At 61.3% G+C, this 26,119-nt stretch carries 23 protein-coding genes; 18 read left to right on the forward strand and 5 right to left on the reverse strand.

What is annotated here, in order from left to right; all coding sequences use genetic code 11:
• The first annotated feature begins 3 nt into the window (after window positions 1–3).
• From P2869_RS20440 to P2869_RS20470, 7 genes are read left to right on the forward strand one after another with little or no spacing between them, the layout of a single operon-like run.
• Window positions 4–936, forward strand: a complete 933-nt coding sequence (locus P2869_RS20440; protein ID WP_126879676.1) for a 3-keto-5-aminohexanoate cleavage protein — start codon at window positions 4–6, stop codon at window positions 934–936.
• A 53-nt stretch (window positions 937–989) separates the two neighbouring features.
• Window positions 990–1,736 (forward strand): N-acyl homoserine lactonase family protein, encoded by a 747-nt coding sequence (locus tag P2869_RS20445; RefSeq protein WP_346833766.1) that lies wholly within the window; start codon window positions 990–992, stop codon window positions 1,734–1,736.
• 41 nt (window positions 1,737–1,777) lie between these two features.
• On the forward strand, window positions 1,778–2,917 hold the full coding sequence (locus tag P2869_RS20450; RefSeq protein ID WP_277599367.1) for a sugar ABC transporter substrate-binding protein: 1,140 nt from the start codon (window positions 1,778–1,780) through the stop codon (window positions 2,915–2,917).
• A 26-nt stretch (window positions 2,918–2,943) separates the two neighbouring features.
• Window positions 2,944–4,461 carry a sugar ABC transporter ATP-binding protein gene (locus P2869_RS20455; RefSeq protein WP_277599368.1) on the forward strand — a complete coding sequence of 506 codons (1,518 nt, stop codon included), beginning with the start codon at window positions 2,944–2,946 and terminating at the stop codon, window positions 4,459–4,461.
• A 10-nt stretch (window positions 4,462–4,471) separates the two neighbouring features.
• A complete protein-coding gene (locus tag P2869_RS20460) occupies window positions 4,472–6,571 on the forward strand; it encodes an ABC transporter permease (RefSeq protein ID WP_277599369.1) in 2,100 nt (699 codons plus the stop codon).
• Between the two features lie 30 nt (window positions 6,572–6,601).
• Complete coding sequence (locus P2869_RS20465) at window positions 6,602–7,543, forward strand: 3-hydroxyacyl-CoA dehydrogenase (protein WP_277599370.1); 942 nt, start codon at window positions 6,602–6,604, stop codon at window positions 7,541–7,543.
• A gap of 27 nt (window positions 7,544–7,570) precedes the next feature.
• The gene (locus tag P2869_RS20470) at window positions 7,571–8,473 is read left to right on the forward strand and encodes an SMP-30/gluconolactonase/LRE family protein (RefSeq protein WP_277599371.1); all 903 of its coding nucleotides are present in this window, start codon (window positions 7,571–7,573) and stop codon (window positions 8,471–8,473) included.
• On the opposite strand, the gene P2869_RS20475 is transcribed toward P2869_RS20470, so the two are convergent.
• The 5 genes from P2869_RS20475 to P2869_RS20495 all read right to left on the reverse strand — a co-directional run bounded on the left by P2869_RS20475 (window position 8,414) and on the right by P2869_RS20495 (window position 14,195).
• The gene (locus tag P2869_RS20475) at window positions 8,414–9,367 is read right to left on the reverse strand and encodes an MBL fold metallo-hydrolase (RefSeq protein ID WP_017777276.1); all 954 of its coding nucleotides are present in this window, start codon (window positions 9,365–9,367) and stop codon (window positions 8,414–8,416) included. The two genes, P2869_RS20470 and P2869_RS20475, sit on opposite strands and share 60 nt — an antisense overlap.
• A gap of 39 nt (window positions 9,368–9,406) precedes the next feature.
• Window positions 9,407–10,783 (reverse strand): MFS transporter, encoded by a 1,377-nt coding sequence (locus tag P2869_RS20480; protein ID WP_277599372.1) that lies wholly within the window; start codon window positions 10,781–10,783, stop codon window positions 9,407–9,409.
• 65 nt (window positions 10,784–10,848) lie between these two features.
• Window positions 10,849–11,859: a succinylglutamate desuccinylase/aspartoacylase family protein gene (locus tag P2869_RS20485; RefSeq protein WP_277599373.1), complete on the reverse strand. Its 1,011-nt coding sequence runs from the start codon at window positions 11,857–11,859 to the stop codon at window positions 10,849–10,851.
• A 125-nt stretch (window positions 11,860–11,984) separates the two neighbouring features.
• Window positions 11,985–12,875: a LysR family transcriptional regulator gene (locus P2869_RS20490; protein WP_277599374.1), complete on the reverse strand. Its 891-nt coding sequence runs from the start codon at window positions 12,873–12,875 to the stop codon at window positions 11,985–11,987.
• A gap of 18 nt (window positions 12,876–12,893) precedes the next feature.
• Window positions 12,894–14,195, reverse strand: a complete 1,302-nt coding sequence (locus P2869_RS20495; RefSeq protein WP_277599375.1) for a divalent metal cation transporter — start codon at window positions 14,193–14,195, stop codon at window positions 12,894–12,896.
• Between the two features lie 409 nt (window positions 14,196–14,604).
• On the opposite strand from P2869_RS20495, the gene P2869_RS20500 reads away from it, so the two are divergent.
• The 11 genes from P2869_RS20500 to P2869_RS20550 all read left to right on the forward strand — a co-directional run bounded on the left by P2869_RS20500 (window position 14,605) and on the right by P2869_RS20550 (window position 26,049).
• Window positions 14,605–15,345: a response regulator transcription factor gene (locus P2869_RS20500; RefSeq protein ID WP_017777281.1), complete on the forward strand. Its 741-nt coding sequence runs from the start codon at window positions 14,605–14,607 to the stop codon at window positions 15,343–15,345.
• Between the two features lie 767 nt (window positions 15,346–16,112).
• Window positions 16,113–16,823, forward strand: coding sequence for a response regulator transcription factor (locus tag P2869_RS20505; protein ID WP_017777282.1), 711 nt, complete (start codon window positions 16,113–16,115; stop codon window positions 16,821–16,823).
• A gap of 42 nt (window positions 16,824–16,865) precedes the next feature.
• Entirely contained in the window at window positions 16,866–17,162 is a 297-nt protein-coding gene (locus tag P2869_RS20510; RefSeq protein ID WP_277599376.1) for a hypothetical protein, read from the forward strand.
• Between the two features lie 651 nt (window positions 17,163–17,813).
• Window positions 17,814–18,509: a YadA-like family protein gene (locus P2869_RS20515; RefSeq protein ID WP_277599377.1), complete on the forward strand. Its 696-nt coding sequence runs from the start codon at window positions 17,814–17,816 to the stop codon at window positions 18,507–18,509.
• A gap of 111 nt (window positions 18,510–18,620) precedes the next feature.
• Window positions 18,621–19,775: a DUF2827 domain-containing protein gene (locus tag P2869_RS20520; RefSeq protein WP_277599378.1), complete on the forward strand. Its 1,155-nt coding sequence runs from the start codon at window positions 18,621–18,623 to the stop codon at window positions 19,773–19,775.
• Window positions 19,772–20,926 (forward strand): DUF2827 domain-containing protein, encoded by a 1,155-nt coding sequence (locus P2869_RS20525; RefSeq protein ID WP_277599379.1) that lies wholly within the window; start codon window positions 19,772–19,774, stop codon window positions 20,924–20,926. The genes P2869_RS20520 and P2869_RS20525 overlap by 4 nt, the downstream gene beginning before the upstream one ends.
• Before the next feature lie 27 nt (window positions 20,927–20,953).
• Window positions 20,954–21,256 (forward strand): hypothetical protein, encoded by a 303-nt coding sequence (locus P2869_RS20530; protein WP_277599380.1) that lies wholly within the window; start codon window positions 20,954–20,956, stop codon window positions 21,254–21,256.
• Window positions 21,257–21,344: 88 nt separating this feature from the next.
• Entirely contained in the window at window positions 21,345–22,472 is a 1,128-nt protein-coding gene (locus P2869_RS20535) for a DUF2827 domain-containing protein (protein WP_277599381.1), read from the forward strand.
• Window positions 22,473–23,173: 701 nt separating this feature from the next.
• On the forward strand, window positions 23,174–23,428 hold the full coding sequence (locus P2869_RS20540; RefSeq protein WP_277599382.1) for a hypothetical protein: 255 nt from the start codon (window positions 23,174–23,176) through the stop codon (window positions 23,426–23,428).
• A 683-nt stretch (window positions 23,429–24,111) separates the two neighbouring features.
• On the forward strand, window positions 24,112–24,747 hold the full coding sequence (locus tag P2869_RS20545) for a response regulator transcription factor (RefSeq protein WP_277599383.1): 636 nt from the start codon (window positions 24,112–24,114) through the stop codon (window positions 24,745–24,747).
• A gap of 135 nt (window positions 24,748–24,882) precedes the next feature.
• The gene (locus P2869_RS20550; RefSeq protein WP_277599906.1) at window positions 24,883–26,049 is read left to right on the forward strand and encodes a polysaccharide biosynthesis/export family protein; all 1,167 of its coding nucleotides are present in this window, start codon (window positions 24,883–24,885) and stop codon (window positions 26,047–26,049) included.
• Window positions 26,050–26,119: the final 70 nt, after the last annotated feature.

The raw sequence follows: 26,119 nt of genomic DNA on the forward strand, positions 1-26,119 counted from the left end.
CACATGGCAACGAAACGCAAGGTCATCATCACGTGCGCACCGACGGGCGCGATCCACACGCCGTCGATGTCGCCTTATCTTCCCGTCACCCCGCAGCAGATCGGCGACGCGGCGCTGGCCGCCGCGAAGGAAGGCGCAGCGATTCTGCATCTGCATGCGCGCGATCCGGATGACGGCCATCCCACGCAAGACCCCGCTGTATTTCAGGCCTTCCTGCCGCGCATCAAGGCGGAAACGGACGCCGTCATCAACATCACGACGGGCGGCAGCCCGCATATGACGGTAGCCGAGCGTCTCAAGCCCGCGCATCACTTCAAGCCCGAAGTGGCGTCGCTCAACATGGGGTCGATGAACTTCGGCCTTTATCCGATGCTGGAGCGTTTCAAGGACCTCAAGTACGACTGGGAGCGCAAACATCTGGAAAACAGCCGCGATCTCGTATTCAAGAACACTTTCGCGGACATCGAATACATCCTCACGTCGTGCAGTGCGAACGGCACGCGCTTCGAGTACGAGTGCTACGACATCTCGCATCTCTACAACCTCGCGCATTTCGTGGATCGCGGGCTCGCGAAACCGCCGTTCTTCGTGCAAAGCGTGTTCGGTCTACTGGGAGGCATCGGGCCGCATCCTGAGGACCTCGCGCACATGAGGCGCACCGCCGACCGTCTGTTTGGGAACGACTACGTGTGGTCCATTCTGGGCGCAGGCCGCAATCAGATTCCGCTGGGTTCGATCGGCGTTGCGCAGGGATCGAACGTGCGCGTCGGGCTGGAAGACTCGCTGTGGCTCGGACCGGGCAAGCTTGCCGAATCGAGTGCCGCGCAGGTCCGCAAGATCCGCCAGGTGATCGAAGGGCTTTCGCTCGATGTCGCGACGCCCGCAGAAGCACGCGAGATGTTGCAACTCAAGGGCGCAGCACAAACCAACTTCTGACACGCGGAGGCATCGTGAACGGCAGTGCGCGCAGCAAACTGAAAGTGGTCGCGATGCCGACGGGCTGGCTTACCGTGGACCGCTCGTCGCAGGTCTATGGCCGTTACTTCGGGCAACAGATGAAGGTGCCCGTGTGGTCTACGGCGATCGTCGGGGCGCAGAAAAAGATCGTGGTGGATACCGGCATTCACGACCCGGGCTGGGTCTCGAACTTCGTATGTCCCTGCGATCAGGCACCGGAGGAGAAGCTGGAGCGCGCGCTGAAGGAATACGTTGGCTGGCGCGCGGACGAGGTCGATATCGTCATCAACACGCATCTGCATTACGACCACTCGGGCGGCAACACGCTCTTTCGCAATGCGCGTTTCGTGGTGCAGGAAAAGGAGTGGGACTACGCCTGTCACCCGCTGCCCACACAGGCAACGTATTACCAGGAATTCCTGATTGGCCGCGAGCCGCTCGCGTATTTCCGTTGGCACTTCGTGAACGGCGTGACCGACATCGTGCCCGGCGTGCGTGTAGTACCCACGCCAGGACACACGCCAGGCCATCAGTCTGTTGCGGTCGATACGGAAGACGGTGTCGTGCTGATTGCGGGCGATTGCGCGAACTGCATGGAAAACATCGTCGACCTCGTGCCGGTAGGCATCGTGCACGAAACGCTGGCGGAGATGAACACGCTTGCGCGTATCCGGCAGATCGCGGACTTCGTCATACCCGGGCACGATCCCAACGTCGTGCCGGGCAGCTCAGGAATCGTATTGCCGGCGAACGCTCGCCTGCCGCACGTCGCGAAGTAAAAGCGCAGTCACACATCAATAAAGAAGCATCGGAGGAAGACATGAAAGCATTGACGCACAGCATCCGTCGTGCGGGCCGGGTTGCATTCAGCCTCGCACTCGGCCTCGCATTCACCGCCGCGCTCGCCGTTTCGGATCCTGCCGTGGCGGCCGGCAAATACAAGGTATTCCTGTCGATGAGCTATGTGGGCAACGACTGGCAGACCGAGGCCGCGAACATGGTCAAGGCAATGGCCAATACGCCCGCGCTCAAGGACAAGGTGGATCTCGAAGTACAGGTGGCGGGCACGGACGCACAGAAACAGATCCAGCAGATCAACTCGATGGTGCAGGCGGGCGCGAAGGCCATCATCATCTACCCGATCTCGCCCACGGCGCTCAATCGCGCCATCAAGAACGCGTGCTCGAAGGGCGTGGTGGTGGCCGCCTACGACGGTGAGGTCACCGAACCGTGCGCGCACAACGTCACCATCGACCAGCACCAGGCCGGCACCGTTACCGCCGAATGGCTCGCGAAGACTATCAATGGCAAAGGCAATGTCGTGATGATTACGGGCGTGCCGGGCACCTCCGTGGACCGCGCCCGCACCGAAGCCGCCAAGGCCGTGTTCGCGAAATACCCCGGCATCAAGGTGATTGCGGAAGGCACTGGCATGTGGAGCCAGGCCACCGCGAAGACCGAACTCTCGAAGATTCTCGCAACCCATAGCTGGGACAAGATCGACGGCCTGTGGATGCAGGTGGGCTGCTTCACGGCGGCATCAATGCAAGTGGACGCGGGCATTGCCGACGACAAGATCAAACCGTGCGCGGGCGAATCGTCGAACGGGCACCGCGTGCAGATGCTGCCGCCGGGCACCGTGAAGGGTGAGGGCGCCTATCGTGCCATCGGTTATCGCTCCATCTCGTACGGTGCGCCGCCGTATTCGGGTGCGATGGCGCTCAAGCTCGCCGTACAAAAACTGGAAGGCAAAGACTTTCCGCCGCATGTCACGTTGAAACTGCCGCTCGTGCAGACCGCGGACTCGAAGCTCTGCAAGACCGGCAGCATCGACGAACTGAAGGCGGGCTGCACGGCGTTCCCGCCCGACAAGGTGCCCCCGGGCTGGTTCGCGGACATTTATTCCGACGACACGAAGGAAGTGGGCTTCAATGCGGCGCTGACCGGCAACCAGGACTGACTGCGGCACAACGAGGAGGTGATTCGATGACATCGCTTGCGATCGATATCGAGAAGGTCACCAAGCGCTTCGGCGCGACGGTTGCGCTGGACGGCGCATCGTTTCAAGTGAAGCGCGGCGCCGTGCATGCGCTGCTCGGCGAGAACGGCGCGGGCAAGTCCACCACGGTCAAGCTGCTTTCGGGACTCATGCGGCCCGATGCGGGGAGCATCCGCGTGATGGGCAGCGAGGTCGCGATGCGCGGGCCGAAAGACGCGCATCGCGCCGGTGTGCAGACGGCGTTTCAGGAGATGACGCTGGTGCGCGATCTCACGGTTGCGCAGAACCTGCTCATGTCGTACGAGCCTACGGGCTTTCTGGGGCGAATCAGAAAGCGCGAGGCGCAGCGTAAAGCGGCTGAATGGCTCGATCGTCTCGAACTCGCGGACGTGCGGCCTGGCGCCTACATTCGCGACCTTTCGCTGCCCGTGCGGCAGAAGATCGAAATCGCGAAGGCGATGGTGCGCGCGCCGCAAGTGCTGCTGCTCGACGAGCCGACCTCCGCGCTTTCCGGCCGCGACGTCGCGTGGCTTGCGAGGCGCATCGACGAACTGAAGGCACGCGGCGTGACCTTCGTGTTTATCTCGCACCGCATGCAGGAAGTGCGCGAGTTCTGCGACAGCCTCACGGTGTATCGCAACGGGCGCGACGTGGGCGCATTCGATACGGCCGACATCTCGGACGACGAAGTGATTCGCCTCGTGATTGGCCGCTCGATGGAAGCGAAGTATCCGCCGAAGGTTGCGCCGCCCGCGCAGGCGCAAGGTGCAGCGCAGGCGCCGGCCATCGAGGCCCGAAACGTCCGCGTGGATAGCGTCGTCGAAGATTTCGATCTTGCGCTCATGCCCGGCGAGGTGCACGGCATTGCCGCGCTGCAGGGCATGGGCCAGCGCGAGCTGTTCGAGGCACTCTTCGGTGCGACCTATATCGACGACGGCGAGATTCGCATCGACGGCCGGCCGGTCACGCTGACTTCCACGGCGGATTCGCTGAAGGCCGGCGTATCCACGAGCTTCCTGCCTGAAGACCGCAAGACCGAAGGGCTCTTCCTGCGCCTGCCCGGCGGCGAGAACGTGTCGCTGCCGGTGATAGGACGCTACTCGCGCTTCGGGCTGATCGACCGCAAGCGCGAGCAGGCCGCGATCCGCCGTTCGCTCGCGCAGATGGAAGTGAATCCGCGCGCCCTCTACAAACCGTGTCTGTCGTTCTCGGGCGGCAATCAGCAGAAGATCGCGATGGCCAAGTGGCTGCTCACGCAAAGCCGCGTCTGGTTGATGTTCGACCCGACGCGCGGCATCGACGTGGGCACCAAGCATCAGATCTTCGTGCTGATGCGCGCCTTCGCGGCGGCGGGCGGCGCGGTGCTGTTCTATTCGACCGATGTGCCCGAACTCGTCAACGTGTGCGATCGCGTTTCGGTGATGTACCGCGGCCGCAATGTCGGCGAGCTATCGGGCGATGCGCTCACCGAAGAGAACGTGATGCGCAAGATGCTTTCCAGCTGAGAGGTTGCTCATGAAAATTGCCATTGCGTCGCCCGACAGCGAGATCGTCCGCCCCGGTGCGCGCGTGGGATGGGGCGCGCGCCTCGATCATCATCGCGGGCTCATCATCGCCATCAGCGCGCTCGTGTTGATGCTTGTGGCGTGGGTCGCGTTGTCCGCCACGCCGGTCGGGTTCTATGACGTCGGCTCGGTCATTTCGAGTGCGGCCACGCTGGCGCTTGCGGCTATCGGGCAGACCATCGTTGTGCTCTCGGGCGGCTTCGATCTGTCGGCGTCCGCTGTCGTATCGCTCGCCAACGTGCTTGCCGTGCGCTTCGTGCAGGGTTCTCCCGTGGAGCAATGGGGCGGCGCGGCACTGATCCTCGCGATTGGCGGCGGCATCGGGCTCATGAACGGTGCGCTGATTGCGTGGTTCCGTCTGCAATCCATCGTTGTTACGCTCGCCACCATGTTCATGGTGCAAGGCCTCACGCTGCTCATCCAGAACAAGCCCGGCGGCAGCGTGGGCGATCAGTTCGGCGCCGTGCTCACGGCAGATCTGATTCCCGAGAAGGTGCCGATGTCCGCCGGCGTGTTGATCGTCGCGCTGCTTGTCTGGGCGTTCATCAAGAGCACACGGTTGGGCGTGGGCATCTATGCGCTGGGCAGCGACCCCGACAGCGCCTACGCGAACGGCATGCCGGTCACGCGTTATCGCATCGCGACCTACGCGCTCGCAGGCATGTTCTATGCGGCGGCAGGCCTCTATGTGTCGGCGCAAACGGGTTCGGCCGATCCGCTCGTTGGCCGTCCTCTGCTGCTCTCCATGTTCACGGCTGTCGTGCTGGGAGGCACGCTGTTGGGCGGTGGCCGTGGCGGTTGCGTGGGCACTGTATTTGCCGCCATGACGCTGATGATCACCGTGAACATCCTGCTGGTTCTGAACGTGTCGGCATTCTTCACGACGATCGCCGAAGCGGTGATCCTGATTCTCGCGGTGCTGGGCTCGTCCATTGGCAAGCAGTCGGCCGCACACGAATGCGCGCGTCACGCGGCGCAGTGGCTCAAGGCGGTGCGAACCGGCACGCGCGCCCGAAACGACAGGAACGCGCGGCGTGTGTCGTTCGAAGTGAACGATTTCCGGCCTGTCGAAAACACCGAATTGAAAGGCCGGGTGATCGGCGACTGGATCGAGCGCAATCGCGAGTGGGTCAAGTACGTCGTGCCGGCATATCTGCTCTTCTTCGCCGTGGTGGTCATCACAGGCTTCGTGTATGGACCGCGCGTGCTTGTCAGCGCGAACTTTTACAGCAGCCTGCTCACGCTGACGCTGTTTCTTGCGATTCTCGGGCTGGGCCAGGGCGCGGTCATTCTCACAGGCGGACTCGATCTCTCCATGCCGTGGCTCATTACGCTGTCCGGCGTGTTGTTGACGGGGCTCACGCATGGCCTCAACGAAGCGGCGGTGTGGGCCGTTCCGATCGTGCTCTGCGTGGGATTGCTCGTTGGCGTGTTCAATGGCGTGGGCGTAGTGATGCTCGGCTTGCCGCCCATCGTGGTGACGCTCGCCGCCAATGGCCTGTTGCAGGGCCTCACGCTCATCTACTGCAACGGGTCGCCGCAAGGCTGGTCGCCCTCGGCGATCAGCGAATTCGCAAATGGCCGGCTGGGTCCGCTTTCGCTTGCGGCGTGGAGCGTGCCGGTGTTTCTCGTTATCGCGCTGCTCTTGCTGCATCGCACGCCGTTTGGGCGCCGCGTGTACGCGGTGGGCAATTCGCCGATTGCCGCGAAGCTTTCGGGCGTGCGTGTGGGCACGGCGCTGATCGCGGTTTATTGTCTTTCGGGTCTCTGCTCGGCGCTCGTCGGGTTGCTGCTGGCGGGCTTCAGCTCGCAGGCGTTCCTCGGCATGGGTGACCCGTATCTGCTGCCTTCCATCGCCGTGGTGGTGGTGGGCGGCGCGCTCATCACGGGCGGGCGCGGACACTATCTCGGCGTATTCGGCGGCGCGCTGCTGCTGACCGCGCTCGGCACGCTGCTCGCGGGCACCACCGTACCGCCCGCGGTGAGAGACATCATCAACGGGCTCGTCGTGCTGGCGGCCGTTATCACGTTGCGCGACAAGCGCGCCTGATCGTTGCAACCCATAGCGAGGAAAAAGCGCATGCAAGCAAGAATAATCGCGGTGATCGGGGCAGGGCGCATCGGGCGCGCGTGGGCCATCGTGTTCGCGCGCAGCGGCTTCGAGGTGCGCATTTACGATGCCGACGCCGGCATGCTGGCGGGCGCGATTCCCGCAATCCGCGAGAGCGTGCAGGACCTGGCCTCGTTCGGTCTTATCGATGAGCCGGTGGAGACTGTCGTGTCGCGCATCGGTGCGCGCTCAACGCTTACCGAAACAGTCGCGCAAGCAGATCTCGTGCAGGAGAACATCGCGGAAGTGGTGGAAGTGAAGCGCGCGATGTTCATTGAACTCGATCGGCTCACGAAGCCCGATGCCTTGCTGGCAAGTTCCACGTCGGGGCTGCCTGCGTCCACCTTTACGGAAGGGCTGCAAGGCCGTGCGCGATGCCTCGTGGCACACCCTGTGAACCCGCCGTCGCTCGTGCCGCTCGTGGAGCTGTGCGGCGCGCCGTGGACCACGCCGGCCACTTTGGAACGCGCGCGAGCCCTTTACGAGGAAGCGGGGCAGAAGCCCGTAACAGTCAATCGAGAGATCTCGGGTTTTTTGCTGAACCGGTTGCAAGGTGCCGTGCTGGACGAAGCGTTGAGCCTCTATGAACAGGGCTATGCGAGCGCGGCCGATCTGGACACCGTGATGCGCGACGGCCTCGCCATGCGCTGGTCGTTCATGGGCCCGTTCGAAACCATCGATCTGAATGCGCCGGGCGGCGTGGCCGATTACGCCGCACGATATGGCGGCACGTATCGCAGCATTGCGGCAACGCGTGTGCCGTTCACGTGGTCTGCCGAGACGCTCGGTAAGCTCGATGAAGCGCGGCGCGCCATGCTGCCACGCGATCGCATCGAAGCACGCAGCCGCTGGCGCGATCGGCGTTTGATGGCGCTGCTCGCGCATCGACGATCGCTGGAAGACGAGGACTGACCCGCCCGAATCCGGAAGGAGACGACGATGCCCGAAGTACGCTTGCTCGTGGATGCCAACAACCACCTGGGCGAAGGTCCGCTGTGGGACGTGAAGGAAGAGCGGCTCTACTGGATCGACAGCACCGCTGCGGAGATATACAGCTGCCGCGCCGACGGCGCTGACGTGAAGCGCTATTTCGCGCCGCGCCATATTGGTTCGATGGCGCTGCGCGAGCAGGGCGGCGCGGTGGTGGCGCTCGCGAACGGCCTGCATTTCTACGACTTCGACGCGCAGACGGTGGAGTTCATCGCAGACCCCGAAGCCGACGACCCCGAGACGCGTTTCAACGACGGCAAGGTGGACCGCCGCGGCCGCTTTATCGCGGGCACGATGTCCTACGATTTCGACCGCTACGATGCGGATCGCGGCCAGCGGTCCACCCGCAGCGGCGGATTGTACCGGCTCGATGCCGATGGCAAGCTCGCGCGTCTCGACAGCGGCATCAGCTGCTCGAATGGACCCTGCTGGAGCCCCGACAATCGCACGCTCTATTTCACGGACACGTACAGCAAGGAAATGTACGCGTACGACTACGACATCGAAACGGGCGCGGCAACCAACCGCCGGCTGTTCGCCTCGGCGCACAACATGGCGGGCACCTTCGATGGCGCAACCGTGGATGAAGAGGGCTACGTGTGGTCAGCACTCGTATTCGGCGGGCGCATTGTGCGGTTCGCGCCTGACGGTACGCTCGATCGCATCGTGCCGTTCCCCGTGCGTAATCTGACGAGCGTGATGTTCGGCGGCCCGAATCTCGACACGCTTTACGTCACGACGATGGGCCGCCCGATGTGGGGTATTCCACAGAAGGAACGCGACAAAGGCGGGCTATTCGCAGTGACGGGACTGGGCGTGCGCGGACTGCCCGAGCCGCGGTTTGCCGGATGATTCGGATGCCTCAGTGAGATAGCGCCATTCGAAGCCTTCGCGTCCCTCGCGCACCGTGCCGGCCGATGTTTCCGGGAAATGCGCAGCGAACACGGTTGCGCCTGTTTTCGCGGCATGCGCGAGCAGCCATTGCCGCGATGCGCGCGCCTGCTCCTGATCGAGGCAAAACGTGGAGTTCCATTGCGGCCGATAAACCTGCAGTGGGCTGTGCATGACGTCGCCGGAGAACAGCGCGGTTTCTCCTTGCGATCGGATCTCGATCGCCATGTGCCCGACGCTGTGCCCGGGCGTCGGCAGAAAGCGGATGCCGTCGACTATTTCTTCGCCTTTGTCCGGCACCACGTGCGTCTGATTCGCTTCGACAAGGGGCTGCACGCTGTCCTCGAATACCATGCGCCGGGGCTCGCCCTGAGGCGTCGAAAAGAATTCGCACTCGCGCGCGCTGAATGCATACGTTGCGTTCGGAAAGAAGGGGGCCCAGCGGCCGTCACGCCAATGGGTGTTCCACCCCACATGATCGACGTGCAGATGCGTGAGCAATACATAATCGATTTGCTCGGGACGGAACCCGGCCGCTTCCAGGCGTGCCGGCACGGGATGATCGAGACGGTCGAACAGCGCGCTGAACGGCCGCGACTTTCCGTTGCCGATTCCCGTATCCACCACGATAGTCAGATCACCCGTTTCGACCACCCATAGATGCGTTCTGAGCGGAATGCGTCGATTCGTGAGGTCCAGGCTCGTCGTTGCGAAATGGACTTCGAGGGCGTGGCCGCTCTCGTCGTTCCAGTCGGGAAACAGGATGTCGGGTGCGAGTGCGAATTCGGTCTCGTCCACGCGGGTAATGGTGGCGCCGCCTACACGCCAGCGCCAGCGGGGTGAAATGTCTTTCATAGCCGTTCGTGCGTCCAGTTCGTTTGTCGCTCTCTGCGATCAAGCCGGCATGCGCGCAACGGACACGCGTCGGGCGGCCAGGGCATAGAGGGCCGCGCTGAGAAGCGCGGACACACCGCCCACCCAGGCGAGCGCCACGCCCAGGCTGTTGGGCACCTGCCCCATGTGTTCGTTCAGATAACCGACAGAGAGCGGCCCAATGCCCCCACTGATTGCGTTGGTCATGAACACGAGCAACGCGAGCGAGCGGCCCCGCATGCGGTTGGGCACGTCGATCTGCAGCGGCACGGGCGCGAGTCCCATCGCGATGCTGGCAGTGAACGCGCACGTGCCATATAGCACGATGGCCAGCGTGCTATTGCCCACCAGCGGCATGGCGATGCCCGCGGGAACCAGTAACGCCGCCGCGCTCGCGGAAAAGCCCAGAACTTTACGCAGCGCGCTCTCATTGGTAACACGCGTTGCGAGCACGCCCGCGCAGGCCACGCCGAGTACTCCGCCAATCATGTAGGCGGGCGCGGCCATCTGTCCGACCGCCTTGGGCGAGAGATGAAAATGTCGCATGAGCAAGGTGGGAAACCACGCGGAGTGCGAGTAGAAGAGCGTAATCAACGCCACGTAGGCCGCGAAATAGGGCAGGCAAAAGCGGTTGCGCACGAACAGTTCGATCATGACGTCCCGCAGTGACGGCACCACGTCCTTTGCCTGCGAGGCGTGCGCGAGCGTTTCGACGCGCATCGGTTCGCGAACCGTCGACGCGATCAGCGCCGCGAGCACGAGACCGGGCAGGCCGACCACCACGAATACCGCCTGCCAGGCTTGCATGCCATGCGTGGTCAGCCACGCCGCGCCGTCGCCGTGCGCCGCCGAAAGCAGCATGCCGCCGCCGAACAGCGCCACGCCACCGCCCACATACGGCCCCAGCATGAACACGCTGCTGGCACGTGCCACCCTGCGCGGCGCGAACATGTCGCCGAAGATGGAGAGTGCAGCCGGGCTCAATGCGGCCTCCGCAATGGCGGTGCCTGCGCGAGCCACCAGCAGTTCCCCGAAGTTCGAGGCGAAGCCGCACAACGTGGTGGATATGGCCCAGATGGCGATGCAGACGGCAATCAGCTTCACGCGGTTTGCGCGGTCCACGAGTCGTGCGACGAAGACGCCCGCCGTTGCGTAGCACATCGTGAAGGAAAAGCCTTGTAGCAGGCCGATTTGCGTATCGGTAAGCGCGAGCGACTGCTTGATAGGCAAAACCAGAATGCTGACGATCTGCCGGTCGAGATACGAGAACGCAAAGCAGACGAAGAACAGCAACACGATGTAGGTCGGATGCCGCACGTTGCGGTCGGCGCACGCGGACGGCTCGCCGGGTCCGGCGGTGGCTTCGGGAAAAGGCGGCAAAGGGGGATGGGCGCTCATGTAACGTCTCCCGGGTCATGAGTCGCAGCACACGGGCTGCGGCAATTGTTGTGGTTTTTCTCTGGTCAATCTGCGTGCGTTTCGGACGCCAGCAGTGCGATGCAGTCGCCGGGCTCCACCCGCGCGAAGGTGCGCTGGCACATCACGGTGCCGTCGCCGCGAAAGTGGATGTCTTGAGGCGCCTGCCATGGCCGGTGCGGATCGAAGAGACGGCCTGCCAGTTGTCCTTCGCGAACCTCGTCGCCCAATGCGAAGGCAGGTTCGAATACGCCGGCAAGCGGCGAATACACATAATGGCGCGCGCCTTCCACGCGAAGAAAGCGCGTGGCGGCTGCGTGGGGGGACGAGGTTTCGAAGGTTACGCCGAGCTGGTGCAGCACGCGATCAAGCCCCTGCTCCACGATAGCGAGATTCACCGCATCGCAACCCGCATGGCCGCCGAATTCGCCGCAAAGGAACAGCTTGCCGTGGCGTTCCGCTGCCGCCGCAAAGGTGCGGTCTTCGCCCAACAAATCCATGATCATCGTGTTCGGTGCACCGAACGCGCGAACAAGTTCGAAATATCGGGTGCGCTGTTCGCCGTGTGGGGGCGGCGAGGCGAGCAGCGTGGGCAGGTGGTCGAACGACGCGCCGCCCGCATGGAGATCGATCACGATGTCTGCGCGTGGCAGCAGTTCCGTTTCGACGTAGTGCGCAATCATCTCCGTCGGTTGGCCGTTGCGCGCGCCGGGGAAGAGCCGGTTCAGATTGCCGCGGTCGATCGGCGAGGTACGTGAGCCGTTGATGAACGCGGGGAAGTTCAGCGCCGGAATGACGATGAGGCGGCCGCGAATGGTCATCGAAGGCAGCCGCTGAAGCAGTTTCATCAGCGCCACGGGACCTTCGTATTCGTCACCGTGGTTGCCGCCGGTGAGCAGGACGGTTGGGCCTGCGCCCGCGTTCAGCACGGCAAGCGGAATGGGCACGTGGCCGTACGCCGACGTGTCGTGCGACCAGGGCAGCCGCAGCGTGCCTGTCTGAAAACCCGGGCGTTCGAAGTCCACGTCGGTGGCGATAAGAGAGGGGAGGTTGGACATGGTGCGATCAGTAAGCGTGCGAGACGGCGCCCCGCGTATCTTTACTATCGCCGGCGATAAAACCCGTCGCCAATGCCGTTTTCTGAGGCTGGTGATGCTTTCCGGGCATCACCGTGCGCGCCCGCTTACCTGGGTGCAGCCTGCCGCAACAAGTCGACGAACTGTTGCAGCGCCGCGTTCGCGCCGTTTGCCATGAAGCAGAATTCGAGCGGCAGCGGCACGGACAAATCCTGCAATTCGACGAAACGCACGCGGGCCGGCGGGCGTTCGCGATTCGCGGCGTTCACGATGGCCGCGCCCATTTCCGCGGAGACGAGCGAAAGAATCGCGGTTTCCGTGGTGGCCTCTTGCCGGATGTCGAGCGTGAGGCCGCGCTCCGCGCACGCGGCGAGCAAACGATCGTAGTACGACGGGTACACGCGCCGGGGAAACGCGATGAACGGAATGCCCGTGAGTTCGGCGGCTGCCACCGCCCCCGCTTTGCCGAGCAGCCAGCTTTCGGGCACGGCCAGCACGACGTTCTGTTCCAGCACCGGCACGCCAGCAATGCCGTCCGGCAGCACGCCCACGCGATAGCAGAAGCCTCCGTCCAGCCGACCTGCTGCAATGGCGTCGAGTTGCTCCGGGGTATTCATGGGCTGGAGTTCGAGCGATACGTGGGGCACTTTCTGTTCGAAGGTGCGCAAGGCAGCGGAGACAATGCCGCTCCACGCTGCGTTCTCCACGAACCCGATACGAAGATGGCCGCGCAGGCCCGCGGCGATCTGGCGGGCGAGGCGATTGGCGGCGTCCACGCGGGCGAGAATCTCGCGCGCCTCGTGCAGATAGGCTTCTCCTGCGGCCGTGAGCTTGAGGCCGCGCGGCGTGCGTTCGAACAGCACCGCACCAATGGCGTCTTCCAGATCCTGAATTTGTCGCGATATGGCGGGCTGCGTGACGTGCAACTGTTCAGAGGCCGCGCGCACGCTGCGCAATTCGGCGACAGCGATGAAATAGCGGAGATGCCGAAGCTCCATGGCGATGTGTGACGCGAGTCAAAGCAACACGAACATCGCAACCGCTGCCGCGCCCATTACCGCGGTGGCGATGCCCCCGAGTGCGAGTATCGGACGGCTCGCCGTGAACGGTCCCATCACGGAGCGCTTCGAAACCAGGATGAGGATCACCACCATTAACGGCACGGCCACCACGCCGTTGATGACCGCGCTCCAGAACAGCGCGCGCATGGGGCTGATGGGCGAATACTGCAACGCGAGGCCCACCAGCACGCTCACCGCGATGATGCCGTAGAAGCCGCGCGCCTCGGTCACGTTGCGCTCGAGTCCTTCTTTCCAGCCCATGGCCTCGGCAAGCGCGTAGGCGCCCGAGCCCGCCAGCACAGGCACGCCGATCAGGCCGACGCCAAGAATACCCGCGGCGAACAGCAGCGAGGCAAAGTTGCCCGCCAGCGGCTTCAACGCACTGGCGGCCTGTGCAGCCGTGTCGATGCTCGTGATACCGCCCGCGTGAAGCGTGAGCGCGGTGGCCAGCATGATGAACCAGGCGGTGAGGTCCGAATAGAGCATGCCGCTCCAGGTGTCCCAGCGAATGCGGCGCAATTCGGCCGGCGCGGCACGCGGGTCGCGCACGAGCGGTGCGCTGTCGTGATTCGCGTGCATGTCTTCAACTTCTTCGGAGGCCTGCCAGAAGAACAGATAGGGGCTGATCGTGGTGCCGAACACGCCGACTACCACCGCAGCCGCTGATGCATCGAACGTGACGTTAGGCCATATCGTGCGCAGCGCTACCTCTCGCCACGGCACGTGCACCGTGAACAGTACGGCCGCGTACGCGAGCAGCGAAAGCGTGAGCCATTTCAAAAAGAACACGTAGCGGTGATACGGCACGAACATCTGCAGGAGCAGCGTGACGAACACGAAGAGCGCCGTCATCAGGTGACGGTTCATGCCGGTGACCAGCTCCGCGACTTCGCCCATGGCGGCTACGTCGGCGGCGATGTTGAGCGCGTTGGCCACCAGCAGCAGCGAAACGAGGCCGTACAGCACGACAGGGGGAAAGGCCGACTTGATGTTGGCGGCCAGGCCTTTGCCGGTGACGCGGCCGAGATTGGCGCACATCGACTGCACGGCGGCCATGAGCGGAAAGGCGAGCGGCATGGTCCACAGCATGCCGAGGCCGAACTGCGCGCCGGCCTGCGAATAGGTAGCGATGCCGCTGGGGTCGTCGTCGGCCACGCCCGTAATGAGGCCGGGGCCGACCCGCGCGAGCGGGTGTTCCTTCAAACGGTCGAGGAGCGTTCGAAAGAAGCTGGGCTGCGACGGACTGCCAACGCGCATCGACTCACCTCGCGAGGGGGAAAGCGGTAGGTACGCCGGTACGGAAAACCGGACGGAATGGGTGGACGGGAACGGGAGGAGGATACACTGCGCGGCGCCGACGGACACGGATTTCGGCTGCGCGCGGTTACGCGACAGCCGGGTCGCGTCCTGCTGCTGTGCGGACTTAGCGACTATCGCGCGCACGTCGACAGAATGGCGGGCTGCCGTGGTCAGCCTGCCGAGGTGTTCACGCGCCTGACGGTCGCGGCCGAGCCATGTGGGACCGGCAACACCGCGTCGACCACTCGTTGACATACATCAAATTGTGTACGGCGCGCGTGCTTAACGTTTTCAAAAAAATGCCGATTCGATTTTGCCGCCATACAAAGACGGCATTTTTTGATTGGTTTCGATGTGAAGAACGGTTATGAGAATACTTGCACTGGAAGACGATGACGCCCAAGCCGAACTGATTGAATCCGCACTGACGAGTGCCGGCCATCAGGTCGAAATCGTCAATAACGGACGGCTTGCGGTACGCCATCTCGAGAGCGCCACGGTGGACCTGTTGGTGCTCGACTGGTCTGTGCCTGATCTTTCGGGGCTCGATGTGCTCGCGTGGACACGCTCACGTATTGGCGTTCATCTTCCGATCCTGATGTTGACTTCGCGCGGGAGGGAAGACGACGTCGCCAAGGCGCTTGAAGCCGGCGCGGACGATTACATGATCAAGCCTGTGCGCCGCCGCGAACTTACCGCTCGTGTGGGGGCGCTTCTGCGCCGCGCCTATCCAGGCGTAAGACGAGAATCGAGTCGTATTGAATTTGGCGACTATGTGATAGACATTCGCGACCGGACGGTTACCGTGGCCGGGCAGCCGCAGACGCTGACGCCTCGCGAGTTCGATCTCGCCAGCCTTCTGTTTCGACATCCGGGCCGAATTTTTCCTCGTGACGAACTGTGCAAGGCCGTGTGGGGAAAAGACGTGCGGTCAGACTCGCGCACGCTGGATACTCATATATATCGTCTGCGCCGGAAGCTCGATCTGACGCTGAAACACGGTGTGCGGCTACGCTCGGTTTATCAGCACGGCTATTGCCTCGAGGAGGTTGTGCCTGAAGGAGGTGTGGCCGCCGCGGACGTTGATCAGCCGCAGCCTCATCTGTAATGGTTCGCTCGGGCCCCTGTCTGTCGTTCTGCCGTCGCTTGTCTCCAGCTGCTCATCGTCGCTGGGATGAGCTGCGGTCCTGCGCAAATTTGCACGGCGTCGGTCGTGCGCTTCTATTGGAGACAGAGTACTCACCGAGTCGCTTACTGCCTGTGGGCCGCGTAGGCCGCTTCGTCATCATCAGATGGAATATATCTTTCATCCAGCGTTTGGGTATGTGCCCGGATGCGCAATGTCTGAAATTATAAATTTGTGATGTGCAAGTTTGTAGAGAGTATTTAATAGTATTAATTTATGATGAATGAATTTAATGAGGGCTTCCCATCGCGAGGGCGATATTTGTCGAATCCCGCTTCGGCTTAACCGGCGTTAGCGATTTTAGAAATCGCTTATAGTAAATATCGGCTGAACAGTATGTTGGTGAATCACCGTATTTCGTCTCAGTTCCGGCGGAAAGGTGCATTTCCAGTTTTCGCATTTTTTCCAATCCTCTTCCATCTTGCGAATAAACGTGTCGACGTGTGCCTCATTAGGGGTGGTCAGAAAATTTAGAATTGTTCACAAACGCCGCCCAGCGAAATGCGATCATTTCTTCGCAGGCAAAGCAGGCGTGCTGATGAACCGGGGCATCTGCCTCGCTCAATACACGTGTGAAGACGAAGAAGGCGCTCTGAAGATCATGGGCGCCTGTGTTCCAGAAACATCAAATCCTCAGGGGCTCACGGGGTGGCCTTAGTGCCGAGCAGATTGAGCCTTGAGGGGGTATTGTGCGCATTCTCTTACTCGAAGACGACGACGCTCAGGCGGAACTCATACAGGCCACGCTCGAGCATGCGGGCCACACGGTTGTTAATGCACGCGAGGGTGTGGAGGCGATTCGCATCGTCGAACAATCGTCGGTCGACCTGTTGATTCTGGACTGGATGGTTCCTGGCATATCGGGAATGGACGTTCTCGGGTGGGTCCGCGAGCGCATGGGCCGTGCCTTGCCGGTGCTGTTTTTGTCGGCCCGTGTACGCGAAGAGGAAATGGTTACGGCGCTACAAGCCGGCGCCGACGATTACATCGTCAAGCCCATTCGGCGGCGTGAGCTGGTTGCGAGGGTGGAGGCCCTCTGGCGCCGTGCCTATCCGGAAGACGGTCGGAATGTCACGCGTCTTGTGGTGGGGCGATACGTCGTCGATTTGCGGCAAAGAATGGTGAGCTTCGATAATCGCGAAATCGAGCTAACGCCGAAGGAATTCGATATCGCATCGGTTCTCTTCCGTAACGTCGGGCGAATCATGTCCAGGGAATTGCTATTCCGTCTGATATGGGGGCGCGGCATAGATGGCGTCTCGCGAAGTCTGGACACACACATCTACCGGTTGCGAAACAAATTGAAACTCGGCGACGTAACCGGGGTTCGGTTGCGCTCGGTGTACACGCATGGCTATCGCCTGGAGGCGGTCGAAGACCATTCGGACGATTGCGACTGATGACCGCCTGACGGTGTAGGCATCAGAGATGGAAGGGTAGAAGTGGATGTCAAGGCAACATTAGGCCGTCCGAGGCCTGATACGGACAGACCTGCTATCGCGTCGAGCAGCTTTGTTCTCGTGGTAGCACCCGACCAGATATCTTCCGCCTCGATGCAGAAAGACTGTGGATCGGGATGGCGCTTTGAGCGGGTAGCATCGGTGGCCGAGATGGCCGAGATGGCCGAGATGGCCGAGATGGCCGAGATGGCTGAGATGGCCGACGCGATGCGCGGTGTAAGGTTTGACGCGATCGTGCTCTATCCCGACCAGCCCGATGGCCGATGCTTCGAAGCCTGATGTTCTTGTCGGAAACTTCGACCGGGATACCAGTGTGGTTGGCTGGTGATGCGGCGTCGCCTTTGGTGAAGTGCGCCGCGATTGCGGCTACGTCTAGCGGTTTTGCTGTGAGTTTGCATCATGCCGGAGACCGAGGCGCCGCGGACGGATATTCGTCGGCCATCGACATAGGGCGGCAGTCTGAAAAAAAGCTGCCAATAGCGCACCACTGCTTGACGAGCAAACGGTGCGCGAATCCGTCGAGCAGGGGCAAATCGTTCCTTATTTTCAGCCGATCGTCGACTACCGAACTGGCAACGTTCACCGTCTGGAATTACTCGCATGATGGCCAAACGCCCCCGGCACCATTGGGCCAGACGTGTTTATGCCAGTCATCACGCGCCGAATCTGGAGGGCCGCCTGATTGAGGCGATGCTCCGAAAGGCGCAGGCATCGGCCGTTTAAGCAATGGTCGCGGCGGGCACCTCTCTGTCCATTAACGTTTCCGCCGGGTTGATATTGTCCGAAGCGTTTTCTGACCGTCTCGCGAAGGCGCTTGGACGTTACTGGCTATAAAACCTCATTATTGAAATTACCGTGGCGTAGGCGCGTGAATTTGAAGATGCGCGTCACATCATCAAGCTATGCGTTGGCCTCGCGAAACGGTTGGGCATGCGGACCGTGCTTGAGGGAATTGAAACGGCTCGCGATCTCGCGCTGGCGCGTGCGGCTGTGAACGCGAGTGCCGCGGGCGCGAACGCCGTTGCATTGGGTGTCAGTACGACGGCGGCCGGACGCGGTGCGGCAGCGTCGGTTGGCGAGGCCGTTGCCCAAAGCAGCAACACGACGGCAATCGGCTACAGGGCGACAGAGATCGCGACAAACGCGACGGCGGTTGGTGCGAATGCTCGGGCAATTGGCAGCGATGCCACTGCGATCGGCACAGGCGCTGTCGCGTCTGGGGCGACCTCCGTGGCCCTCGGCAGCGGTTCTGTAGCGTCGGATGCAGACACCATTTCCGTCGGTTCCTGGGGCAGCGAGCGGCGAATCACCAACGTCGCGGCGGGTGTGAATCCGACCGATGCGGTGAACGTTTCGCAGTTGAGGAGCGTCCAGCAAAGCGTCAACGACGTGGCGCGGACGGCCTACGCGGGTGTTGCCATGGCTGGTGCATTGGCTGGTCGGCCGCAGGTCGAACCGGGCAAGTCGTTCACGATGGGCGCAGGTATCGGCACCTACGGTGGCTACACCGCGCTGGCTATCGGCGCCGGCATGCGGTTCACGCCGAACGTCATCGCGAAGATGGGCTTCAGTACAATGAATGGCAGCCGTATGATGTTCAACGCTGGCTTCGGATATTCCTGGTAGCGCGAACGGATGTAGGGTTGCATAATCTGGCTGTTGCCCGCCTTTAATGGCAATTCTCGACCGGCCCCTCCGATTTTGGCGGGGCCGGTTTATTGCATTTCGGAAAAATCAATGCGCATTGGTATTTCGGTCATTACCCACCAAGGCCAAAACATCTGGCAAAACGGCCTCGGGCAGAACGTCATGTTTCTGTCCTCGCTGTTTCAACGCTTGCCATTTGTGCAGTCTGTCGTATTGATTGACGTGGGCGACCAAGGTGTCATGCCGCCACAGGTCGACCTTGGTGCGAATAATCTGCGGCTGATGAGGGCACACGAGGCGACAGACGAAGTCGACGTCATCATCGAGATGGGCGGCGCGCTGGATATCGGCTGGCTCGATCTGATGCGTGCACGTGGCAAGAAGGTGGTGTATTACTGTTGCGGGCAGCCTTATGTCGGCCTCGTTGAATCACCGATTTTCAACAAGCCGAGCCATGCGCCGCGGCCTGACCGCTGCGACGAGGTTTGGTATCTACCGAAAGACGCTGCTTACGCACCGATGCTGCGCACGTTGCAGCGTTGCGAAGCCTACGAGGTTCCGTATATCTGGCATCCCACGTTTATCGAACACCGCATGCGCGAGGTGGCCGAACAGGGATTCCAGTATGGCTACACGCCGACACAGTCGGCTGCGACCGGAGAGCACACCGGCCTACGCGTTGCCATCTTCGAACCGAACATTTCCGTGGTGAAGAGCTCGAGTATTCCGATGCTCGTGTGCGATGAGGCATATCGCGCGGATCCGACGAGTGTCACCGCTATGCACGTGCTCAATACGCTGCATATGAAAGACCATCCCACCATGCTGTATTTAGCCAACTCGCTCGATCTGGTGCGCCAGCACAAGGCGACATTTCACGGCCGGCACGACGTAGTGGGTTTTATGGTGCAGCACGCGAATGCGGTTGTTTCGCACCAATGGCAGAACGATCAAAACTACAGCTATCTTGACGTGTTGTACGGCGACTATCCTCTCATCCACAATTCGCCCTGGCTGAAAGACGCCGGCTATTACTATCCCGATTTCGAAACTCGACTCGGCTCGGCCCAACTGCTGAGTGCGGCAGCGGAGCGCGACAGACAGCTCGACGATTACCGCGCCCGGTCGCAGCGCGTATTCGAATCGGTCGATCCGTTTAAGCGGCATAACATCGATGGTTATGCCGAACGCCTTCTTCACCTGTGCCGCGATGCACGTTTCATGAATCGGACGGCCTGGTCATGAGTACCCAAAACAATCGTGGCTCACGACCGGCCAGCCTGCGCGTCGGCGTTTCCATCTACGTCCGCAAGGGCGCTCAGTCGCTCTGGGAAAACGGCATTTACCAGAACTGCCTGTACCTCGTGATGCTGCTTGCGCGGTCGCCGCTTGTTTCCGCTACGTATCTGGTGGCAGGCGGCGGCGACGGCAGGCCCGAAGACGCCAAAGAGTTCCTGGCCGATTCACCTGGGCCGCTAATCGACATGAACGAGGCGGCAAACACGCTCGACGTGATGATCGAGATGAGCGCGCAACTGGATCGCGACTGGGCCGTGGCGTTTCGCGAGCGCGGCGGCAAGATCGTGTCGATGAGGGTCGGCAACGACTACGTTATCGACATCGAGCGCATGATCTTCGACAAGCCGCACGGTCTGCTGATCTCGGGCGCGCCTTATCACGAAGTCTGGACGCTGGCCGAGTACGAGCGAACCTGCGTACCGTATTTCGCCAGCACGTTCCGTGCGCCGGTCCGCATGATGCCGCATCTGTGGAGCCCGCTCGCGCTCGACCGCGAGGCCGCCCGCTTGCCGGAAGGGCGTACGTTCGGCTATCAGCCGGGGCGTCGGCGTTGGCGCGTGGGGATATTCGAGCCCAACATCTGCATGGTGAAGACAAGCTTCATTCCCATGCTGTGCTGCGAGACTGCGCACCGCGCCAATCCCGACATGCTGGAGCACGTGTGGGCGTACAACACACTTCAGCTGAAGGAGCACGTGACCTTCAACGGTTTTGCCCGCAGCCTCGACATCGTGGAACACGGGCTTGCATCGTTCGAGGGACGTTATCCGTTTTGCCAGGTCGTGGCGGCCGATGTCGATGCGGTCGTCTCGCATCATTGGGAGAACGGCCAGAACTACGTCTATTACGAGGCGCTTTACGGCGGCTATCCGCTCATTCACAACTCCCACCTGATTGGGGACTGCGGCTACCGCTACCACGACTTCGACTGCGAAGAGGGCGGGCGTGCATTGCAGCGTGCGTTCGCTGAGCACGATGTCAATCTCGACGAATATTGCCGAAAAGCGAAGGCGTTTTTGAGCACGCTCGATCCCGAGAGCGAGGCCAATGTCAGGGTGTACGGCGATGCGCTCGCCGCGTTGTACGACGGGCAGTGAGGTGCAGGCGTAATGAAATTCTCTTCCATGCGTAACCGCATTTCGTATCTGATATCGCTGGCGTTAACGGCGTTCTTGGCATCGGGTGCTTTTGCCCACGGCGTGCTGGCGCCGCATGCGAACGCGGCTGTGCCGGAGGCCGACGGCTCGTGCTCGGTGTCGGCGGAGCGCATTTCCGTTGCTCCCGTGGCGTGCAAGACCGTTGCGCAACGTGAGCAGGGCGGATATCACGCGACGCCTTTGTCGTTGATCGAATCTCCGCCGGGTTGTCTCGCGATCCGGCGTTACATGAAATTTTCATCGGTTGCGTCGAGCGGAGACATTCAATGATCGGCTTCGTGAAGCACAGCACGCATTGTGACGAAGCGGTTTTGGACCGCTCATTGGCCGTTCCGGCGCAAACGGGGAGTGCACAGTCATGAGCGGGCTGCGTATAGGCATTACCATCGGCCTGCATCATCCGGCGGAAACTCTTTGGAACAACGGTATCAAGCAAAACGCTGCATTTCTCGCGGAGGCGTTGCGGCATTGTCCGCAAGTGGCGAGCGTCGTTCTGGTCAATACGACTGATATACCGGTCACCTCGGCGCTACCGTGGGACCTCGAGCGCTTTCCGACCGTGGCGTTCGAGGCGGCGAAAGACACTGTCGATGTGATGATCGAACTCGGTGGTCAGGTCGATCCGACCCGGACCGACTATCTGAAACAGCGCGGCGCGCGACTAGTGTCGTACTGTTGCGGCTTTGAATACATTCACGCGATGGAATCGGTTTTGTTTCGCAAACCGATGTGGGGCGTGAATCTGTTCATCAATCAGCGCTACGACGACATCTGGATCATTCCCCAGGTCGACAATATCAGCCGGTCGTATTTCGAGGTGCTGCGGCGTTTGCACGGACGCGTGGTGCCCTTCGTCTGGAGCCCGATGTTTCTCGATGAGCGCGTGAAGACGCTGCCGAATGGAGGCGTCTATCAGCCTCACGCTGGCGCGAAGCGTTTGACCATCATGGAGCCGAACATCAACGTGGTGAAGTTTTGTCTCTATCCGGCGCTGATTGCCGAAATGGCGTACCGTGCGCGTCCCGATAGCATCGCATTGCTGCAGGTGACGAATGCAGAGCAAATCGCGCGCGAAAGCATGGAATTTGTCGCGCTGATGAACCAGCTCGATATCGTGCGTAACCACAAGGCGGTGTTCATGGGTCGCCATGAGACGCCGGTGTTTCTGGCGGAGCAAACGGATATCGTCATATCACATCAGCTCGAGAACCCGCTCAATTATTTCTATCTCGAGGTGTGCTGGCAGGGTTATCCGCTCGTGCACAACGCAACGCTGTGTCCGGACCTGGGCTACTACTACCATGCGAACGATGTCGACGACGGCGCGCGACGCGTGATCGAGGTGATCGAGACGCACGACGCGCACGCTTCCTGGTATCGCGAGCAGCAACGCACGTTGATTGCCCGTTATCTGCCGGATGATCGGCAACTGGTGGCCACGTACGGCGCGCTGCTCGATGACCTCTTGAGACGGCCAATACGCTAACGTGTCCCAGCAGCGGCATTCTCGCGGCTGGCACTTCGCTGCGACTCAATGTTGAAACCCGCTCACATCACGACTGCCGTCGATACACCATTCGCGCGTATCGAGCGGCGGCTGCTGCGGCACTCGGAAGCAACTATGCGCCCGCGTTGCTGGCCCACAGCAACGTGCTGCGAGAGTGTCAGCGCTGCGCGTCTACCGACAGCAGCAGTATCGCGGCTGACAACCCGCGCTCGAACAAATGACTGCCGATCTCGCTGCTCTGGCTCAATCTGCCTCCGAAGGACGATAGTCCCCGACCAATTCTGTCGTGAAGCGCGGACCGACACTCACGTCGGCTAGACAGTATGCAAAGGAACGCTAAAGGTGCGTGCGCTCTGGGCAGCTGTACCGCTGTACCACCTCAGGCTCTCGACTGAACAAGATTCGGCTTCCCGGAACCCATCGGTTGCTTTCCCGCCGTCGGCTTGCCGATCGGAAAGATCCAAAACCACGAGAGCACGTGGCGTTCTCGCAACAACTTCCCCCCTCATCGGCGACACTCAATGCCCATTGCATGGGGATGTGAACAGGCGGGCGATATCGATCAACAAGTCGACGTTGCGACCGCATCACGACGTGTTTCGTTCAGAAAGCGTGACTTTTACTCTTTTGGTTAAGAGTATTGTTCTATCTTACGATTCGCTTCGTCTGTGGTCATTTCAATGCAGATACTCATCTACGTTTATCGCGGCTTTGAATTGACGATGGAACTCGAAGCCGTTCGCTATCGCGCAGGCAATGTCGAATTCAAATGGTTGCCTCCCCGTGCCTTTGCCGCTGCCGTCAACATCAAGGGGCTAGACGCGCAGGGTGAGCCTGTATCGCCAGTTGAGGTCACACGGGACAGTGCGGCAGCCGCTGTCGAGTCTGCCGCTATGCAGGCGCAGGTAATCGTCGACTATATGCTGCGTGCATAGCAAAGTTGGATCGTTACGGTTTTCGAGTTTTTCGCGCTGGTATAAGCGATCTTTATTCGCTCTCCGGGTGTCGCTGAAGGCCCATTTCGGACTATTGGTTTCGCTGTTCGTTATCTGTCTCGCCTCGCGTCGTGAAAGAAGCGATCGGAGGTGCCGTGGTAATGCGTGATTGCTTGAAGAGAGCTACTCAAGCGAGCGGGAGAAAAAATGAGCTATGAGGCGAACACTGGGCTGCGGGATGTCAAGGCGTCGCAGCTGCAGGGCGTACGGGCCGATTTGTGTGGGCCAACTCCGCAACCGTATTCGGTCCGGGAGCTGATGGGGGCGCTCGCTGTAGTCCCCTTGGCGTTGCTGTTTGCGTGGGCTTTTGTCCATATCATTCTGCGCATCATTCTGTGATGTCGGCTGCAACAGCGTGAGGGCGGGGGCGAACATCGCGGACACCTACCGAATTCGCGCCTCGCGGCGGTGACGCATTAAAGAAAGAATTGTTTAGGCCAAAGACCATCAAGTGGTGGGCGAATGCAGTCTAGGGCGAGGGTTTGGGGAAAGTGGAAGTTGAATCGGTAGCGAGCGCGGGCAATCCGGCATCTCGAGTTCGGGCGAAGATGTCGGGCGAAATGCGGATGTGGCGTGGTTTGTTGGCGTGCTATGCCCGAACGTGTTGATGCGGTGGGAAGCAGATGATTCACATTCTGATTGCTGGTACGCAGGCCATGATACGGGGCGCGTTGACGCAGGTTATTTCCGCTCAACGGGATATGGCCGTGACTGCGGAATTCCTGCTTGAGCGCGGCGTGTCACTCGAGGCAACGAAGTATTCGCCGGCACATCTTCTGCTGCTCGACGTTACGACGCCAACAACAGAGTCTATTGGCATGATCGATTGGCTGAATGCGGAACGGCCTGCCTTACCTTTGCTGGTATTGACGGGGGTGGCCGAGGCTCCAGCTGTTCCGTACATGCTGCGCATGGGCGCGTGCGGGTGTGTCGCACGGGAAAGTGCAACAACGGTTCTCATCGAAGCAATAAGAGAAATTGCCGCGGGCCGGCGATTCGTGGATCCGGCCATCGTTAATGCACTGCTTTTCGGTGACGCGATCAGCGAAGAGCTTCCGGAGGGGCTGCTGTCACGTCGCGAATATCAGGTGTTGAAACTGATCGCTGCCGGGCGCACGATCAGCGACATTGCCAGGTCGTTCTCGCTTAGTGTCAAGACGGTGAGCACACACAAGACACGCCTCATGCGAAAGCTGAACGTAGATAACAACGCGGAGTTGATGCGTTACGCGCTAAGCCATGGATTCTCAGTCCAGTGATGTGTCCCGCCTTCGCCTGTAAAACCTTGGCTATTCGTTCACATGCAAGTGGCCTTCTCGCGTCTGACTTCGTCCGGCTTGTCGGAACGACGTGGCGTTCGCTGGGATGCGTTGGGCACTTTTGCTGAATTAACCATGCGTATTCATCTACAGTCTGCAGCTATTGTTTTGTGCACGTATCTGACGGGTTGCAGCATCATCCCCGCGGCGGGTCCTGCTACGTCTGACATTTCGAACGGGCATGGCTCCGAAACTGGAAAAGGCAATTACAACATCGAGATCGTGAACCTGAGCCCGGCGGTTATACAACACCAACGAGCATTCCGCACCGCGCACACGTTTTCCGAGACGTTGGGTACGGCGAGCCGATGCGGCGACACGTTGGGGGTGGGTGACGCGCTCTCTGTATCGGTATGGGAGGCTCCGCCCGCGACGCTGTTCGGTGGCGGCGAGGCGGGAATGTCCGACGTGCCCGCTGCCAGCCGGACCACGACATTGCCCGATCAGGTGGTCGACAGCGCGGGCAACATCAACGTGCCGTTCGCCGGAAGCATACGTGCTGCCGGACTCACGATTACAGCGCTCGAAGGGACGATCGTGAAGCGGCTCGCTGGGAAGGCTCATGAGCCTCAGGTTCTGGTGAGGTTGACACGCAACGCCGCCGCCGATGTTACGGTGGTCGGCGATGTCAGCAGCAGCACGCGAATGCCATTGACGCCGAAGTGTGAACGGCTGCTCGACGCGCTTGCCGCGGCGGGCGGCGTGCGCCAACCGGTGGACAAGATCACGTTGCAGGTCACACGGGGCGCAGGCGCCTATTCGATGCCGCTCGACTCGGTTATCCGCGACCCTCGGCAGAATGTCCCGCTGCGAGCCGGCGACGTTGTCACGGCACTCTATCAGCCTTCCAGTTTCATGGCGTTCGGCGCCACTGGAAAGAACGAGGAAATCGGCTTCGAAGGGAAAGGAATTTCGCTGGCGCAAGCTTTGGCCCGAGCGGGCGGTCTCGTCGACACACGCGCCGATGCGAGGGGAGTCTTCGTCTTCCGCATTGAGGACAGCCGGGAACTGGATGATTCGTCGGCGTCCTCGACCGCGCAGGGGGCCGCAAAAAAAGTGCCGGTCGTGTACCACCTCGATCTGAAGGACCCCGCCGGGATGTTTCTCGCGCAGCAGTTCGAGATGAATGACAAGGACACCTTGTACGTATCGAACTCGCCCGTCGCGGACATCCAGAAGCTGGCAAATCTCTTCTACACAGTCGTGTTTCCAGCGGTCAGCGTAGGCACGCAATTCAAGTAGCCGTCGTGGCGTGGGAGATCCATGGAACGGACCCGCGCCCGAGCACATTCGCAATCGACCCAGAAACCAA

It is taken from the genome of Paraburkholderia sp. SUR17 (assembly GCF_029536165.1).
GTDB lineage: Bacteria > Pseudomonadota > Gammaproteobacteria > Burkholderiales > Burkholderiaceae > Paraburkholderia > Paraburkholderia kururiensis.

What these genes read in the sequence shown, in the direction of transcription:
- P2869_RS20475 (WP_017777276.1), bottom strand. Translation starts at nt 9,367, where the DNA reads ATGAAAGACATTTCACCCCGCTGGCGCTGGCGTGTAGGCGGCGCCACC.
- P2869_RS20535 (WP_277599381.1), top strand. Translation starts at nt 21,345, where the DNA reads ATGAGCGGGCTGCGTATAGGCATTACCATCGGCCTGCATCATCCGGCG.
- P2869_RS20520 (WP_277599378.1), top strand. Translation starts at nt 18,621, where the DNA reads ATGCGCATTGGTATTTCGGTCATTACCCACCAAGGCCAAAACATCTGG.
- P2869_RS20485 (WP_277599373.1), bottom strand. Translation starts at nt 11,859, where the DNA reads ATGTCCAACCTCCCCTCTCTTATCGCCACCGACGTGGACTTCGAACGC.
- P2869_RS20455 (WP_277599368.1), top strand. Translation starts at nt 2,944, where the DNA reads ATGACATCGCTTGCGATCGATATCGAGAAGGTCACCAAGCGCTTCGGC.
- P2869_RS20540 (WP_277599382.1), top strand. Translation starts at nt 23,174, where the DNA reads ATGCAGATACTCATCTACGTTTATCGCGGCTTTGAATTGACGATGGAA.
- P2869_RS20525 (WP_277599379.1), top strand. Translation starts at nt 19,772, where the DNA reads ATGAGTACCCAAAACAATCGTGGCTCACGACCGGCCAGCCTGCGCGTC.
- P2869_RS20495 (WP_277599375.1), bottom strand. Translation starts at nt 14,195, where the DNA reads ATGCGCGTTGGCAGTCCGTCGCAGCCCAGCTTCTTTCGAACGCTCCTC.
- P2869_RS20465 (WP_277599370.1), top strand. Translation starts at nt 6,602, where the DNA reads ATGCAAGCAAGAATAATCGCGGTGATCGGGGCAGGGCGCATCGGGCGC.
- P2869_RS20440 (WP_126879676.1), top strand. Translation starts at nt 4, where the DNA reads ATGGCAACGAAACGCAAGGTCATCATCACGTGCGCACCGACGGGCGCG.
- P2869_RS20450 (WP_277599367.1), top strand. Translation starts at nt 1,778, where the DNA reads ATGAAAGCATTGACGCACAGCATCCGTCGTGCGGGCCGGGTTGCATTC.
- P2869_RS20550 (WP_277599906.1), top strand. Translation starts at nt 24,883, where the DNA reads ATGCGTATTCATCTACAGTCTGCAGCTATTGTTTTGTGCACGTATCTG.
- P2869_RS20530 (WP_277599380.1), top strand. Translation starts at nt 20,954, where the DNA reads ATGCGTAACCGCATTTCGTATCTGATATCGCTGGCGTTAACGGCGTTC.
- P2869_RS20490 (WP_277599374.1), bottom strand. Translation starts at nt 12,875, where the DNA reads ATGGAGCTTCGGCATCTCCGCTATTTCATCGCTGTCGCCGAATTGCGC.
- P2869_RS20480 (WP_277599372.1), bottom strand. Translation starts at nt 10,783, where the DNA reads ATGAGCGCCCATCCCCCTTTGCCGCCTTTTCCCGAAGCCACCGCCGGA.
- P2869_RS20515 (WP_277599377.1), top strand. Translation starts at nt 17,814, where the DNA reads ATGCGGACCGTGCTTGAGGGAATTGAAACGGCTCGCGATCTCGCGCTG.
- P2869_RS20470 (WP_277599371.1), top strand. Translation starts at nt 7,571, where the DNA reads ATGCCCGAAGTACGCTTGCTCGTGGATGCCAACAACCACCTGGGCGAA.
- P2869_RS20545 (WP_277599383.1), top strand. Translation starts at nt 24,112, where the DNA reads ATGATTCACATTCTGATTGCTGGTACGCAGGCCATGATACGGGGCGCG.
- P2869_RS20460 (WP_277599369.1), top strand. Translation starts at nt 4,472, where the DNA reads ATGAAAATTGCCATTGCGTCGCCCGACAGCGAGATCGTCCGCCCCGGT.
- P2869_RS20500 (WP_017777281.1), top strand. Translation starts at nt 14,605, where the DNA reads ATGAGAATACTTGCACTGGAAGACGATGACGCCCAAGCCGAACTGATT.
- P2869_RS20445 (WP_346833766.1), top strand. Translation starts at nt 990, where the DNA reads ATGCCGACGGGCTGGCTTACCGTGGACCGCTCGTCGCAGGTCTATGGC.